General features: G+C 66.0%; 10 protein-coding genes. 7 read left to right on the top strand and 3 right to left on the bottom strand.

Annotated features, from left to right (window positions below; genetic code table 11):
• Window positions 1-4: 4 nt before the first annotated feature.
• Genes asnB (DMX10_RS14880) through DMX10_RS14850 form a run of 7 tightly spaced genes read left to right on the top strand, consistent with a single transcriptional unit; the run spans window position 5 to window position 11,106 of the window.
• Window positions 5-2,002, top strand: coding sequence for an asparagine synthase (glutamine-hydrolyzing) (gene asnB, locus DMX10_RS14880; RefSeq protein ID WP_111261805.1), 1,998 nt, complete (start codon window positions 5-7; stop codon window positions 2,000-2,002).
• 24 nt (window positions 2,003-2,026) lie between these two features.
• A complete protein-coding gene (gene asnB, locus DMX10_RS14875) occupies window positions 2,027-4,003 on the top strand; it encodes an asparagine synthase (glutamine-hydrolyzing) (protein WP_111261804.1) in 1,977 nt (658 codons plus the stop codon).
• A 1-nt stretch (window position 4,004) separates the two neighbouring features.
• Entirely contained in the window at window positions 4,005-5,606 is a 1,602-nt protein-coding gene (locus DMX10_RS14870; protein WP_111261803.1) for a glycosyltransferase, read from the top strand.
• The gene (locus DMX10_RS14865; protein WP_111261802.1) at window positions 5,603-7,768 is read left to right on the top strand and encodes an alginate lyase family protein; all 2,166 of its coding nucleotides are present in this window, start codon (window positions 5,603-5,605) and stop codon (window positions 7,766-7,768) included. Before DMX10_RS14870 ends, DMX10_RS14865 begins: the two co-directional genes overlap by 4 nt.
• Window positions 7,761-8,912 carry a glycosyltransferase gene (locus tag DMX10_RS14860; RefSeq protein ID WP_256604818.1) on the top strand — a complete coding sequence of 384 codons (1,152 nt, stop codon included), beginning with the start codon at window positions 7,761-7,763 and terminating at the stop codon, window positions 8,910-8,912. Before DMX10_RS14865 ends, DMX10_RS14860 begins: the two co-directional genes overlap by 8 nt.
• The gene (locus DMX10_RS14855; RefSeq protein ID WP_111261800.1) at window positions 8,909-10,003 is read left to right on the top strand and encodes a glycosyltransferase; all 1,095 of its coding nucleotides are present in this window, start codon (window positions 8,909-8,911) and stop codon (window positions 10,001-10,003) included. The genes DMX10_RS14860 and DMX10_RS14855 overlap by 4 nt, the downstream gene beginning before the upstream one ends.
• On the top strand, window positions 10,000-11,106 hold the full coding sequence (locus tag DMX10_RS14850; protein WP_111261799.1) for a glycosyltransferase family 4 protein: 1,107 nt from the start codon (window positions 10,000-10,002) through the stop codon (window positions 11,104-11,106). The genes DMX10_RS14855 and DMX10_RS14850 overlap by 4 nt, the downstream gene beginning before the upstream one ends.
• A 77-nt stretch (window positions 11,107-11,183) precedes the next feature.
• On the opposite strand, the gene DMX10_RS14845 is transcribed toward DMX10_RS14850, so the two are convergent.
• From DMX10_RS14845 to DMX10_RS14835, 3 genes are all read right to left on the bottom strand, one after another.
• The gene (locus DMX10_RS14845; RefSeq protein WP_111261798.1) at window positions 11,184-12,242 is read right to left on the bottom strand and encodes a hypothetical protein; all 1,059 of its coding nucleotides are present in this window, start codon (window positions 12,240-12,242) and stop codon (window positions 11,184-11,186) included.
• A gap of 10 nt (window positions 12,243-12,252) precedes the next feature.
• On the bottom strand, window positions 12,253-14,049 hold the full coding sequence (locus tag DMX10_RS14840) for a hypothetical protein (RefSeq protein ID WP_111261797.1): 1,797 nt from the start codon (window positions 14,047-14,049) through the stop codon (window positions 12,253-12,255).
• A gap of 4 nt (window positions 14,050-14,053) precedes the next feature.
• A partial coding sequence (locus DMX10_RS14835; protein WP_111261796.1) for a hypothetical protein occupies window positions 14,054-15,223 on the bottom strand: 1,170 nt, incomplete at its 5' end.

The following is a 15,223-nucleotide window of genomic DNA, read 5'->3' as shown; positions in this document are numbered from 1 at the left end:
TTCAATGTGTGGAATTACGGGCGCCTTCAACCCACAGGCAAAGGTATGCGATGACCGGACCCTGGTTAACATGCGGGATCGCATGCTGCACCGGGGGCCGGATGGTGCGGGTATATGGCGGGAGCGGCAGGAGCGCTGCGTACTGGGGCATCGTCGGCTGTCGATCATCGATCTGTCGACGGCGGCTACCCAGCCCATGGCGAACGAAGACGCCTCCGTGGTGCTGAGCTTCAACGGCGAGATATACAACCACGCGGAGCTGCGCCGCGAGATTTCCAAGATCCGGTCGTTCGCCTGGCGTACCGACCACTCGGATACCGAGGTGCTGCTGCGTGCCTACGAACTCTGGGGCATCGACTGCGTCAACAGGTTCCACGGCATGTTCGCCTTCGCCATCTACGATGCGCGCAACCCGAACGCCCCGATCCTGCACCTGGCACGAGACCGCGCGGGCAAGAAACCGCTGTACTTCACCCGTACCCAGGCCGGCGAGTGGCTGTTCGCCTCGGAGATCCGTGCGCTGTTCGGTCATCCTGCGGTATCGCCGCAAATGGAACCCGCCGCCTTCTGGCATTACCTGACCTTCATCGTCACGCCGGCTCCGCTGACCCTGTTCAAGGGCATCTTCAAACTGCCGGCAGGCCATGTAATGACCGTCGATGCACGGGGCGAGGCCAGCGCGCGCAAGTACTGGGACTGCATTCCCAGCGCTGCCGACATCCGCGAACGCACCGACGAACAGGCGGTGTCGGAGATGACCGCCTTGATGCGCCAGGCCATCGAGCGGCGGATGGTCTCGGATGTGCCCTTCGGCGTGCTGCTCTCCGGTGGGGTGGACTCCAGCCTCAACGTGGCGCTCATGAGCGAGCTGCGGGACGCGCCGGTCACGACCTTCTCGATCGGCTACGAAGGCGAGGACGACACCAACGAATTCAAGTACGCGCGCCGAGTGGCCGAGCGCTACCGCACCGAGCATCACGAGATGACGATCAACCACCGCGATGCGCAAGACTTCTTGCCTGAACTGGTGCGCCTGCAGGACGAGCCGATCGCCGACAACGTATGCATTCCGTTGTACTTCCTGTCCAAGCTGGTGCGTGAGAGCGGCACCACGGTCGTGCAGGTGGGAGAGGGCGCCGACGAGAACTTTCTCGGCTACTGGTGGTGCGACCATTACCGGGACAAGGCGATGACGGTCTACAACCCGGCATTGCCTGGGCCCCGCTTACCCTGGTGGCGACGCTTCGTTTCACAACCCAGGACGCTGCTGCCGGCGTTGACAGCCGAAGACAATGAGATCCAGAAGCGCGCGCGCTCCGGCCAGGAACTGTTCTGGGGCGGGGCGGTGTGCGGGTGGGGGGGCATGCGTGACCAGCTCACTCCCGACCACTCGAGCTTCGCCAGTCAGATCGACTGCCCGGTCAAGGGCCTGCTGCCGGACTCGCACCACGGCACCGACAGCAATGCGGTAGTCGCGCACTACCTGTCATCCATCAGGGGCAAGCTGCTCGAGCCCGATGTGCTGCAGAAGATCCCCTACCTGGAAATGAAGCTGCGCCTGCCCGAACACCTGCTGATGCGCGTGGACAAGCTGACCATGGCGCACTCCATCGAGGCGCGCACGCCCTTCCTGGATCACGACATCATCGAGTTCGCCCGCACTCTGCACCCCCGGCACAAGCTGCGCGACGGCGTGGGCAAGCACGTGCTTAAGAAGGCCGCCGAGCCCTATCTCGACCACGACATGATCTACCGCAAGAAACAAGGCTTTGGTGCACCCATGGAGGCCTGGTTCAAACAGGAAGACTTCGGTCGACGCTGTCTCGCCGCATTCGAGCGATCGCGACTGGTCCGCGAGGGCTTCTTCGACAATGACTACTTCCGCGACATGCTGAAACACCAGATGGGCACTGGAGGAGGTTACAGCTTCCACTTGTGGACCGTGCTCAACGCCGTGCTTTGGCATGAGTCCTGGATCGAAGGACGGACCGATTGCTTCTGATGCCGCTTGCGAGAACCTGACGCCATGTGCGGAATCTGCGGAGTATTCGTAGCGGAGGGCGGCCAGGCCGTTTCCGAACCGGTGCTGGCCCGTATGCGCGACAGCCTGATTCATCGCGGGCCGGACGCTGCCGGGCTGTGGATCGACCCTTCGCGTCGCCTCGGGCTGGGGCACCGGCGGCTGTCCATCGTCGACCTCGATGAGTCTTCGACCCAACCCATGTCGGATGCCGGCCAGTCGGTGGTCGTGGTCTTCAACGGCGAGATCTACAACCACGTGGGCCTGCGTCGTGAGCTGGAGGCAGCCGGCTATCGATTCCGCACCGCGCATTCGGACACCGAGGTGCTGGTCCACGGCTACCTGGCCTGGGGTTGGGAAGGCCTGTTGCAGCGCCTGCGCGGCATGTTCGCCATCGCCCTCTGGGACGTCCCACGGCGCACGCTCTACCTCGGGCGCGACCGGGTCGGCATCAAACCGCTTTATGTGCAGGGAAACAGTTCACGCCTGCTGTTCGCCTCGGAGATCAAGGCGATCCTGCAGGTGCCAGATGTGGCGCGGGAGATCGACCCGGCCGCCCTGTACCACTACCTGAGTGGCATGGTGGCCCCGGCCCCCATGACACTGTTCCGCGGCATTCAGAAACTGCCGGCCGGGTGCTACCTGCGCATTGTCGATGGCGGCCCGCTGGAGTTCCGGCGCTACTGGCATCCCACCCTGGCGGGCTTTTCGCAACCAACGGACCGCGAGGCGGCGGTACGTGCCGTTCGAACGGCCTTCGACGAGGCACTGGTGGAGCACATGGCCGCCGATGTGCCCGTCGGGGTGCTGCTTTCCGGCGGCGTGGATTCCAGCTCCCTGCTGGCGGGCATGGCGGCCCGTGCCAACGGCGCGACGGTGCACTCCTTCTCGGTGGGCTATGACGGTTTCCCCGAGATGGACGAGCGCGAGTACGCCCGCGACATGGCCCGTCACTTCGGCTCCGAACACCATGAGATCCTGGTGACCCAGGACTCGTTCGAGCAGTCCTGGGACGCTATCGTCCATCATCAGGATGAGCCGCTGGCCGACTGGGTGTGCCTACCGCTCTATCAGGTTTCAAGGTTGGCTGCGGGCGAGGTCAAGGCGGTGCTTGTGGGCGAGGGCGCGGACGAACTGTTCGCCGGCTACAGCGGCTATCTGCGTTACCTGGAACTGCACCGGCGCTTCTGGACGCCGTATCGACGCTGGCTGCCGCAAGGGGTGCGCCGGGGAATCGGCCAGTTGGCGGAGCGGGCCGGGCGCGACGGTCTGTACCGTTCGTCAGGCCTGGACTTTCTCCTCCGCGCCAGCCGTGACAAGGAGTGTTTCTGGGGCGGCGCGGCGACGTTCTGGGAGATCCAGAAGAGTGCCCTGCTCAACAAGGGCACCATCGACTTCGCAGAGGGCTCCGGCCCGCTGGACGACAGTGCCCTGCGGGTGGCGGACAGCGACGCGATCATGGCGGCCGCCGCGAGCCTGCTACCGGCCGGCGATGACGAACAGCTGCGGCGCATGACCAACCTGGAGCTGGCTTATCGCCTACCCGAACTGCTGCTCATGCGGGTCGACAAGATGACCATGGCGCACTCGATCGAGGCGCGCGTACCCTTCCTCGATCACCGCCTGGTCGAGGCGGCTTACGCAATGCCCGCCGCCTGGAAGCTCCAGGGCGGGCGCACCAAGTCGCTCCTCAAGGACGCGGTACGTGGGCTGATCCCGGACCGGGTCATCGACCGGCCCAAGGTCGGTTTCGGTGCCCCGGTGGCCCACTGGCTCAAGGGCGAACTGGGCCGTCGGGTCGAGTTCGAGATCAGCCAATGTGCGCTATTCAGAGGGGGCTGGTTCAACGAAGGTTACGTCCGCAGCCTGTTCGAGGCGCATCGCAACGGCCGCGGCAACTACGGCACCAACCTGTGGGCGCTGTACAACCTGGCCAGTTGGTACGACCGCTGGATCGAAGCGCCGAGCGGGCGGGGCCACTGATATGGCGCACCTGCTGATCTGCGATGGCGAGCCGCCCCTGGGGCTGGACCTGCCCCAAGGCGTGGAAACCTGGTCGCACACCGAGTTCGCGGCCACCGTGCGTGGCCCCGGGCTGCGCCGCCACCTGTTCCGCCATGCCTCGGTCACCCTGGTCCTGCCGCACCTGGGCCTGCGCCCGCGGCCCCTGCTGGTGATGGGTGTGCTGCGGCTGCTCGCCCGTGGCGAGGTCACCCTCGTCGACACGAGCCTGGCCCGCCTGCGCATTGGCCCTTGGCAATTGATCCGCCAGATGACCCGGGCCGTGGGCGAAGCGCTGCGCCTGCCCGGGCTGTTGGAAGGGGTCCGCGATGAACTGGCAGAGCTGTCACAGCGGGCTCAGCAACGCGGCGCTGTGGCGCTGCACCCCGGGGCGCCTTGCCTGTACCTGAAGACGGACCTGTGGTTCTCGACCCAGGTCGGTGGCTCGGTGACCCACATGGCCGGTGTGATCAACAACCTGGCTGTCACCACTGGGACGCCTCCACTGGTGCTTTCCACGGCAGGCAATCCGATCCTGGATACCGCCATCGCCGTGCGGACGATCCTTCCACCCCCCGTATTCTGGGATTTCCGTGAAATCCCGGCGCTGCTGTTCAGTCGCTCCGCCAGTGATGAGGCGAAAGCGGCCCTTGGCGGGCGCAGGCCTTCCTTCATCTACCAGCGCTACAGCCTGAACAACTATGCCGGCGCCAGGCTGGCCCTGGCGCTGGAGGTACCGCTGGTGACCGAATACAACGGTTCGGAAGTCTGGATCAGCCGCAACTGGGGTACGCCGGTGGCACGGCCAGCGCTTTCCGAGCGGGTCGAGCAACTCAACCTTGATGCAGCCGACCTCATCGTGGTGGTCAGCGAGGTACTGCGCCAGGAACTGCTCGAACGCGGCGTGCCGGCCGAGCGCATCCTGGTCAACCCCAACGGCGTGGATGCGGAAGCTTTTCACCCGGCCATCGACGCCACCGCGTTGCGGCGGGAACTGGGCCTGGAGGGCATGACCGTCATCGGTTTCATCGGCACTTTCGGTCCCTGGCACGGCACCGAGGAGCTGGTCGAGGCGTTCGCCAGGCTGCTGGAGAGCCGCCCGGAGTACCGAGAGAGCGTGCGCCTGCTGCTGGTGGGGCAGGGGGTGCGCCATGCGGCGACGTTGGAGAAGACGGAGCGTTTGGGCGTAAGCCAGAACTGCGTGTTCACCGGCCAGGTGCCGCAACAGGACGCGCCACGCTACCTGGCCTGCTGCGAAATGCTCGTCGCCCCCCATGTACCCAACCCCGACGGCACGCCGTTCTTCGGGTCACCCACGAAACTCTTCGAGTACATGGCCATGGGGCGTCCTATCGTCGCTTCGGCGCTGGGGCAGATCGGTGAGGTCCTGGACCATGGGCGCAGCGCCTGGCTGGTCGAGCCGGGGGAACCGGGCAGGCTTGCGGAAGGCCTCTCCGTGGTGCTGCAGCAGCCCGATCTGGGCCGACACCTGGGTGCCAGCGCCCGGCAGGAGGTGCTTGAACGGCACACCTGGCGGCACCACACGCAGCGAATCGTCTCCTCGCTGGAGCGGCTGTGCCCATGAACGGATTGATGAGAATCAGACGCCTGCTGTGTCACCCGCCGGCCGAGATCGTTCGTCGCGTGGCGGCCTTCGTACTGCGCAATTGGGCCCGGCTGCGCCTGCAAGCACGCGACCGCTTCCTGCCGACCTTCGGGAGCCAAGTGCCCGTGCAGCCCCTGCAGAGGCTGTTGCCACCGCTCACGGCGGAGATGCTGGCTCCCTGGCGCCAGGCCTTGGCCATCGACGCAGCTCGCATACGCGCCCACCGTTTCGACCTGCTGGGTGCCTGGAACGTCTGCCCCGACCTCGGCTGCCAGCCGGCGGGGCTGGAGGGACACCGCTACAACGCTCCCGCGACAACGGAAATCAATCCTTCCAACCGCCGCCATGGGGCGCGGTTGAGACGGCTGATCTCCCCCGGCTATCAGTCCATCGACTGGCAGCTGGACCTGCGCTCCGGCTATCGCTGGTCAGTGACTACGCCATCGGCGCAGATCCGTTACGGGCATCTGCCCGGCGTGGACATCAAGCTGCCCTGGGAGCTCGCCCGCATGCAGCATGCACCCCGCCTGGCCCTCGCCGCTGCCGCGCACCGGCTGGCCGGCGAGATAGAGATGAGTGAGGCGCTGCGTGTCGAGTTCCAGGACCAGGTGCTCGACTTCATCTCGGCCAACCCGCCGCGCTTCGGCGTGAACTGGGCCTGCACCATGGACGTGGCGATCCGAGTCGCCAACCTGCTGTTGGCCCATGACATCTTCGTCGCCGTCGGCATGGGCTTCGCGCCGGGGTTCGATACCGAGTTCAGGCGCAGCGTACAGGCCCACGGGCGCCATATCGTGACCCACTTGGAGTGGTTCCCCCATCTGCGCAGCAACCACTACCTGTCCAACGTGGCGGGCCTGCTGTTCGTGGCGGCCTACCTGGCTGCAAGTTCTGAAAGCGATGCCTGGCTGGTGCTGGCCGCCAACGAACTGGGCAAGGAAATGTTCCAGCAGTTCCAGGCCGATGGCAGCAACTTCGAAGCGTCCACCAGCTATCACCGTCTCTCGGCGGAGCTGGTGTTGTTCCCCGTGGCGCTCGCCCACCGTATCGGTGCGCGCCTGGAGGCTCTGGACCTGTCCATCCTCGAGCGTCTCGACGGTAGCGGACCAGGCCTGCTGCCAGCCCAACGCAGCGTGCCGGCCCGCTGGGCGCTGCACTCGCAGGAAGCGCTGCATCAGCTGGCCCGGATGGCCGGTTTCTCTCGCGCCATCACCCGGCCGGATGGGCAAGTCGTGCAGGTTGGTGACAACGACAGCGGCCGCTTTTTCAAACTCACCCCCGATGCACGACCGGATGCGCCCTGGAGTGATGGTCATGCGGTGCTCATCGACTGTGTGGCTCAGCTTTGCAAGGGCGACCGGCCTCTGCCTGCATCGCTGGATGCATGGGTGATCAATGCGCTGGCGGGAGACCTCGGGGAAGGCGAGGGTGCACCGGCCATCGAGCCGCTCGCTGCGTTCCACGCCTTCGACGATTTCGGGCTTTACGTCTATCGACGCCCATCGCTCTGGCTATCGGTACGCTGCGGCCAGGTGGGGCAACTCGGCAACGGTGGCCATGCGCACAACGATCAGCTTTCGCTGGAGGCCTGCTTCGCTGGTGAGCCTTTCGTACTGGACCCGGGCACCTACCTCTACACGCCACTTCCGGAGCAGCGCAACGCCTTCCGTTCCACCCGCGCGCACGCCACCTTGAGCGCTGCGCCTGGCGAACAGAGCGGCTGGCTGGAGGGCGCTACGGGACTGTTCGGCCTCTGTCGTGTGGCGACATCGAGGGTTATCCAGGCCACCCCGGAAGGCTTCGTCGGCGAGCACGAGGGGTTCGCCGCACCGCACCGCCGCAGCGTGGCCATCCGGGACGATGGTTTCGAGGTCATCGATGAATGCCGGGCGGCTGCACGTGAGCTGGCGTTTCCCCTGTCTCCCCGCGTCCAGGCGCAGCAGCAGGAGGAGGGGGGCTGGCTGCTGAGTAGCGGCGGGATAAGGGTTCGACTGGAAGTTTCCGGCGGCCGGTCCACGCTGGAGGAGGGGGCGTTCTCTTCAGGTTACGGCTGCAAGTCGGAGACCCGGGTGATCCGCGTGCGCGACATCCCCGAGCGTTGTGTCTGGAGCATGCGTCTGCTGGAGACCGTCCATGGTTAAGCGTGTCCTGCATATCGGCATTCATTGCTGGACTTCACCGATGCGCGTCGGCAGCCATGCCATCGCCACCCAGTTCGTGCATCAGGGCTGGGAGGTCGCCTACGTCGCCGCGCCCATTACCCCCCTCAATTTCCTGAAACCGGGTTCTTCGGTCTTCCAGGCCCGCCTGGCCGAGTACCGTGCCGGCGGCCAGCGCGACCTGGACGGCAAGCTCTGGCACTACGTGCCGTTCTCGCTCCTGGCGCCCTCCAACCGGCGCTTCCTGCGCTCGCCCTGGCTGTTCTCGAACTGGAGCAAGTTGAGTTTGCCGAACGTCAAACAGAGGGTGCACGAGGCCGGTTTCGGTGAGGTCGACCTGTTGTTGCTGGACAGCATCTACCAGCCGGCCTGGCTCGACGACATCCGCTACAAACGCTGTGTGGTTCGACTGGCCGACTACAACGCCGGTTTCGACGGCTACGGGGCAGGGGCCCAGCGCAGCGAGATGAACGCTCTGGCGAGGGCCGACCTGGTGGTCACGGCTTCCCGAGGCTTGTCGCAGTGGGCATCCGAGCAGGGTGCACGCCATGTGATGTACATGCCCAACGGCGTGGACTTCGAACGCTTCACCGGGCACCCCCCGCGGCCAGCCGAATACGCCTCACTTTCTGGCCCGATCGCCGTATTCGTGGGGGACATCAGCACCTGGGTCGACATGACTCTGATCGACGCCTGCGCGCGAGCCATGCCATGGGTCAACTTCGTGCTCATCGGGCCTTGCGCCAGCCCACCGGCCACCGTACCCGCCAATGTGCACTTTCTCGGGGTCAGGCCACACGACCAACTGGCCGGCTACCTGCGTCACGCCCAGGTGGGTTTGATTCCCTTCCACCTGGAGAAATGCGGGCAGTTGGTCGCCCATATTCACCCGCTCAAGCTCTATGAATACCTGGCTTCCGGCCTGCCCGTTGTTTCAAGCCGCTGGGCCGAACTGGAGGGGCTGGGTAGCCCAGCCGTACTGTGCTCATCGAGCGCCGAGTTCGTCGCCGCCGTGCGGGTCGCACTGGAAGAGCCGAACCAGGCACCGCATTACCAGCGGTATGCGCAGTCGGCTTCCTGGCCCCAGCGGCTTGCGCCGCTGTTCTCGTGGGCGAGCGAGACATGAGCCGATACGTTCTCTACGACTACCTCCAGGTCAGCGGTGGGGCCGAGCGCCTGTCCCTCGATCTGGTGAGGGGCCTGCCGGGATATCAACTGGTGGTTTCACGTATTTACGAGCAGGCACGCTTTCTCGCCGTAGAAGAATTACTGGGAGCAGATGGGCTGCGTTGCCTGGGCGGGGTGGGTACCCGGCCGCTGCCGCGCATCGCCGAGGCCCTGGCCTGCTTCACCTGGCGCACCGGTTTTCTGCGCGATGCGGAGACGGTCGTCTACAGCGGTTTGTACGCACCATCGGCCGTGTTCAACCAGGGAGGCGGCGCGCGTATCTACTACTGCCATACGCCCCCTAGATACGTCTATGACTGGCGCGATCGCTACCTCGTGCGCTTTGCACCGCCGCTCCGGCCGCTGGCCGCCGCAGCCTTCGATGCCCTGGGACGGCGCTACGAAGCCGCCCTAGGGCGTATGGACAGGATCATCGCGAACTCCGAGAACGTACGCAGTCGTATTCGCCAGCATCTCGGCCTGGAGTCCGAGGTGATTCATCCGCCGGTGGATACAGAACGATTCAGGTGGACGGGGCAAGGGGACTACTTCGTCTCACTGGCACGGCTCGAGCCACACAAGCGGGTTGACCTCATCATCCAGGCCTTCCTCGGTTTACCAGGACAGAAACTGGTGATCGCCTCGGGAGGGCGCGACGAGGCACGACTGAAGGCCCTGGCCAAGGGGGCGCCCAATATCGTCTTCACCGGCTGGCAGGATGAAGAGGGCTTGCGTGCATGCGTAGGCGGTGCCCGGGCGGCGATCTACGTGCCCACGGACGAGGACTTCGGCATGTCGCCAGTGGAAGCGATGGCAGCCGGTAAACCGGTCATCGGCGTGCGTGAAGGAGGGATGCTGGAAACTGTTCTGGATGGCGAGACCGGCACTCTCGTAGCGCCGGCCCTTGACGTGGAAAGCCTGCGTGAAGCCATTGGCGACATGCCCCCGGCAAGGGCCCTGGCGATGCGCGAGGCCTGTGAGACACAAGCGGCACGCTTCTCGAAGAAGCTATTCCTGGAACGCATGGAGGCGGTCACTCGAAGCCCATGAAAGTACTCCACTTCTACAAGACCTCGGTGCCCGAATCGATGGGCGGGATCGAGCAGGTGATCCACCAGATCGGGCTAGGTGCGGCCAAGCAGGGGGTGCAGACGGACGTGCTGTCCCTTACGCGCAGGCACGTTCCCCGTACCGTCGATGTCGGGGGTTACCTGGTACACCGCGCCAAGATGGACCTGCAGATCGCATCGACCGGTTTTTCGGCATCGGCGTTCCTGCGCTTCTACCAACTGGCCCGCCACGCCGACGTGATCCACTATCACTTCCCCTGGCCGTTCATGGACGTGGTGCACTTCGCGACCGGAATCCGCAAGCCGACGGTGGTGACCTACCACTCCGACATCATCCGCCAGAAGCGCCTGCTCAAGATCTACCGGCCGCTGAAGCGCTGCTTCCTTCGCGATGTGGACCGCATCGTCGCCACCTCGCCCAACTACCTGGCCACCAGCGAAGTGCTTGCACGCTATCGAGACAAGGTCAGTGTCATCCCCATTGGCCTCGATCGTGAAACCTACCCGGCCGCCGACCCGGAACGACTCAAGGCATGGCGTGCCAGGGTCGGCCCCAAATTTTTCCTGTTCGTGGGGGTGCTGCGTTATTACAAGGGCCTGCACATCCTCATGGAGGCGGCGCGGGACATGCACGTTCCCATCGTCATAGTCGGCGCCGGCCCTATCGAGATCGAACTGCGCGCGCAGGCGCATGCCCTTGGGCTGCGCAACGTGCATTTTTTCGGTCAGTTGCCCGATAGCGACAAGGTCGCCTTGCTGGAGCTGAGCTACGCGGTGGTCTTCCCGTCCCACCTGCGTTCCGAAGCCTTCGGCATCTCTCTGCTGGAAGGCGCGATGTTCGGCAAGCCGATGATCTCCAGCGAGATAGGCACGGGCACCACGTTCATCAACATCGCCGGTGAAACCGGCCTGGTGGTGCCTCCGAGCGATCCGGCGGCGTTGCGCAATGCCATGCAGTTTCTCTGGGACAACCCGGAGCAGGCGAGTGCGCTCGGAGCGCGCGCTCAAGAGCGCTACTGGCAGTATTTCACGGCGCAACGCATGGTTACCGACTACATCAAGCTCTATCGGGAGCTACTGTGACCGCGGTACAGCCTCGCACTGGGACAATCGAATACCGTTACGTAACATTTGAAATTCAAGTTACGTAACGAAGTTTTCTAGACCCGCCCTCGCAACGACACCCGCCGTATCCGCCCATCCAGCGGCACCGTCCCGCCGCCGGGAAGGGGCAGGGGGCGGCCGTGGAGGCCCATGCCTTCGCTGACCAGCACGGCGTCGTCGAGCAGGCAGAGGTTGGATGGGGTGTCGAGGCCGGTGGCGAGGACACGGACCGTGCCGCTGGCCAGGTCGCAGTGCAGAAGGCGGCCGCTGAAGCGCTCGAAGCCGCCATGCCGCGCCTCGCCTCGCCACTGTGCATCGAGCGGTTGCAGCAGGGTGCGGCACAGTTCCAGGACCAGCAGGCCGCCGCCCGGAGTGAAGGCCAGGCCGGTGGGCAGTTGCAGGCCGTCGACCAGTGGCTGGATGGAGCCGTCTTCGGGCCAGACGCGGATCACCTGGCCGGCCCGCTCGACGAAGTCGATGCCTTGCCGCGTCGGGTCCAGCCGGCGTTCACCGGAGAACAGGCTGACCAGGACGGCGCCGGTGGTGGGCTCGTACACCAGGGTGACCGGCACGGCGTCCTGGCCCTGGTCCATGTCGGGTATCTGGGCGACGACCCGTTCGCCCCGCTCGTCGAATTCCACCACCTGGTTGGTATCCGGCTTCACCGACAACCAGGTCCGTCGCCCGGGGTGAAAGCACAGGGCGTTGAGGTTGCCGCGGCTGTGGAACACCGGCACCGGCGGGTCCTGCCCCAGGTCGAGCACCCGCGAGCCTTCGACGTAGTCGGTGAGGCTGGCCAGGCAACGGCCATCGGCGCAGGCCACGTCGGAGAGCCCCATGACTTCATCACGCAGCATGCGCACCTGCATGTTCATGGAGCGGTAGCCCCGGGCCACCGGTTCTGGGGCCAGGTAGGCGCCCGGGCTGCCAGGGGCCGGGCGCAGCCGGCTGATGCGACCGCTGAAGGGCGCATCGGGGTGGCCGGAGCCGGCTTCCACCAGCAGCAGGCTGCCGTCAGGTTGCCGGCATAGGCCCCGGGGGTTGAGCAGGCCCTCGGCGACGACGACGGTGGGGCGCAGGTCTTCCTCGGGGCTGTGGGGGATGTGGATGCTCATGTGCGCCTCCTCAGGGCTGCCAGGGCGTGCTGGTGAGATAGGCCTTGAGCAGGGCCCGCTGGCTTGGCGACATGGAGCGCACCACCGGCATGTACAGGGTGGTGCCGCGATAGGCATCGGCGGTGCGCGCGACGATGGCCGCGCGGGCGTTCCAGATGGCGTCCTGCTGGTTCAGCGGGATGAAGCGCGACATGGCCGGGAAGGCCAGGTAGTGGAAGCGCAGCACAGCCGGGTAGACCTGGTCCCAGGTGGGGATGCTCCCGGCGGGGATGCCGAAGTCGGTGGTGGAATAGAAGCGGAAGTTGCTGAAACCCTTGCCATCGCCCAGGGAGAAGGCGAGCTTGGTATAGCCCGCCTTGGCGGCGGTTCCTTCCTTGCGCGTCAGGGGGATCGACACGCGGGTCTGGCCCTGGCTGATCGGGACCGTGGCGCTGTATTGCAGCAAGTTCCAGTTGTTCGGGTCGACGATGGCCCCCGGGAAGGAGGTCTTCAGGGCGATGCTGCCGTTGGCCGGCACCGGCCCTCCCAGGTAGCGCACCTGCAGGTCGAGCGTCACCCCGTCGGGGTATTCGTCCATGTACAGGTTGCGCTGGTCGCTGTAGAGCCGGTAGGTCACTTCGGACACCGCCAGGGTGGTGCCGTCGACGGTGTTCGGTGCCGCGATGGCAAGGGCCGTGGCCTGTGCCGCCGCCGACTGGGTGGCGGTCAGCGGCAGGTCGACGATGCCGCCATAGAGGGAGTAGTCCACCAGGTAGGGGCTGGTGTCGGGCAGCGTTGCCAGCAGAGTGCTGCCGGCACTGATGCTGACCGGGCCGTAGTCGATGTTCGGGCCTATGGGGCTGGTGATGTCGGTGCGCACCGCGCGGAAGTCGGCCTTGGGGATCAGGTTGACCATGTCCAGGCTGAGCATCGCCTGGCCACTCAGGCTGTACTGCTGGGCATAACCCGCACCGCCGGTGCCGCCGTTCACCAGTTGGCGGCCGACCGGGCAGATCAGCGGCTCGCCGGCGAAGGCCGGGGCCAGGGTGCCGATGACCCGGCCGATGCTGGGGTTGGGGGTGTACTGGCCGGCGGCGTAGTCGGCATCGAGCTGCGGTGTGGTCATGCCCGGGCACATTTCGAACATCACGAAGCGCACCACGATGCCGGTGGCGCCGGGCGCCTGGATGATGGCCTTGAGCATCGCGCTGTTCGGGTTCCAGCTGACGATGGCGCTCAATGGGAAGGTGACCTGGAAGGTGCCGGACAGCGGCGATGAGCCCGGGGCGTCGTCCTCGCCATTGAGCAGCCGGGGGGCCACGTCGAAGCTGCTGGCCACCACGTCGGCCTGGATCACCAGCTGCGGGTTGCTGGTGCCGCCGATCTGCAGCCCGCCGATGTAGATCTGCGTGGTGATGCCGCTGGAGGGGTCGAGGTCCACCATCATCGGGCCGGAAACCGGCGGCTGGTTGGTCACCGGGTCCTTGGAACCGAGCAGGTAGACCGGTTGCCCCACCAGGTCGCCCGTGGTGCTGATGGCGCCCGGGGTGCCCTGGGAGCTGATCAGTACGTTCTGCATGTCCACCACGTGCTGGCCGTAGTGGTTCCAGCCCCCGGCGGTGTAGTAGTCGCCGGTCGGGGCGTTGATCCACTCATTGAGCTGGTCGTCGCTGTAGCCGGCGGCTTCGGACGCGATCTGGGAGTTGGGCAGGTCGAACAGGTGCAGCTTGCGACCGCCCTGGGGAATGGTCGGCGAGTTGTTGGGCAGGCTCACGTCGGTGCGGATGCCGCCCCAGAAGTTCAGTCGGGGTCCGTTCAGGATGCTCATGGGGTCATTCCTCGTCCTTGTGGGGCGCCGTCGCCGGCGCCTTGGCGAATTTGAACAGGTAGGAGAAGTCCGATTTGTAGGGGCTGTGCACCGGCGTGGCCATGGAGTGGCAGTTCATGCAGCTGCTGTTGGGCTGGATGTAGCTCTCCATGGTGACGTTGGCGGACAGCGCCGGAGTCGGCTGGCCCAGCGGGTTGCTGGGGTTGTCCGGCATCAGCGGGCGCTGGGTGGTGACCAGTTGGTAGTAGCGCAGCACGTCGCTGCCGAGGTTCTGCTGGTAGAGGCCGTTGACGGCGGCCGTGGTGCTGGCGATCGGGGTGACGCGGCTGAGCGGGTCGGGGGTCTGGAAGGTGGTGCCGGGCTTGGGCGTGCACACCAGCTGGGCGCCCTGCTGCTGCCAGTTGCAGGGCGACTGGTTGACGCTGGCCGCCGGCGCGCTGGCGTTGTAGTAGCTGTAGGTGCCGTTGCCGGCGGAGGAACCCGGGACGTTGTCCACCTGCTCGAAGGTGGACCAGATCCACTGCGGGTAGCCCGGCGCCTTGACGATGATGTGCAGCCCCACCAGCCCGAGGGTGGCCGGGGCCGTGCTGCCGGTGGGCCGGCCCTGGGCGTCGAATTGCGCCACCTGGGCCTGGGTGGTCAGGTAGCGGCTGGCGTCGTCCTGGCTGGTGAGCACCCGCCAGGCGGCCTTCACCTCGGTGGCCTGGGCCGGGAAGGCGATGTTCTGCGCCCTGGACACGGTGTTGGCGTTGTAGAAGCCGTTCTGCACGATGTAGTCGTAGGAGGCCTGGTTGGCGGAGATGTCGTAGTAGGTCGGGTTGCCCTTCTGGTCGATCAGCCAGCCACCGACGGCCTGGTCCACGGCCTGCACCACCGAGGTGTTCTTCAGGGCGGCGATGTTGATGATGCCGAGGCTGCGCGTGCCCAGCGGTGAATTCCAGGGGCCGGGGTCGGCCCCGTTGGGCAGGAAGATCTCGCTCACCGTCTTGTAGCTCTGCCAGACCCTGGGGCCGGCACCGCCGAGGGGCTGGCTGCAGTCCGGCTGCCCGCGCTGGCCGGCCATGGCTGGCCAGTTGAGGGCGATGAACAGCCGCCAGCTGTAGTCATCGAAGGCTTGCTGGCTGGCGTTGGCGGCCGGGGCGGTGGCGGCCCCAGGGTCTGGCAGAGCTACAAG

The sequence above is a fragment of the Pseudomonas sp. 57B-090624 genome (assembly GCF_003234055.1).
Classification (GTDB): domain Bacteria; phylum Pseudomonadota; class Gammaproteobacteria; order Pseudomonadales; family Pseudomonadaceae; genus Metapseudomonas; species Metapseudomonas tohonis.
Note: the sequence above shows the minus strand (reverse complement) of the source record. Positions and strands in the feature narration are given on the sequence as shown.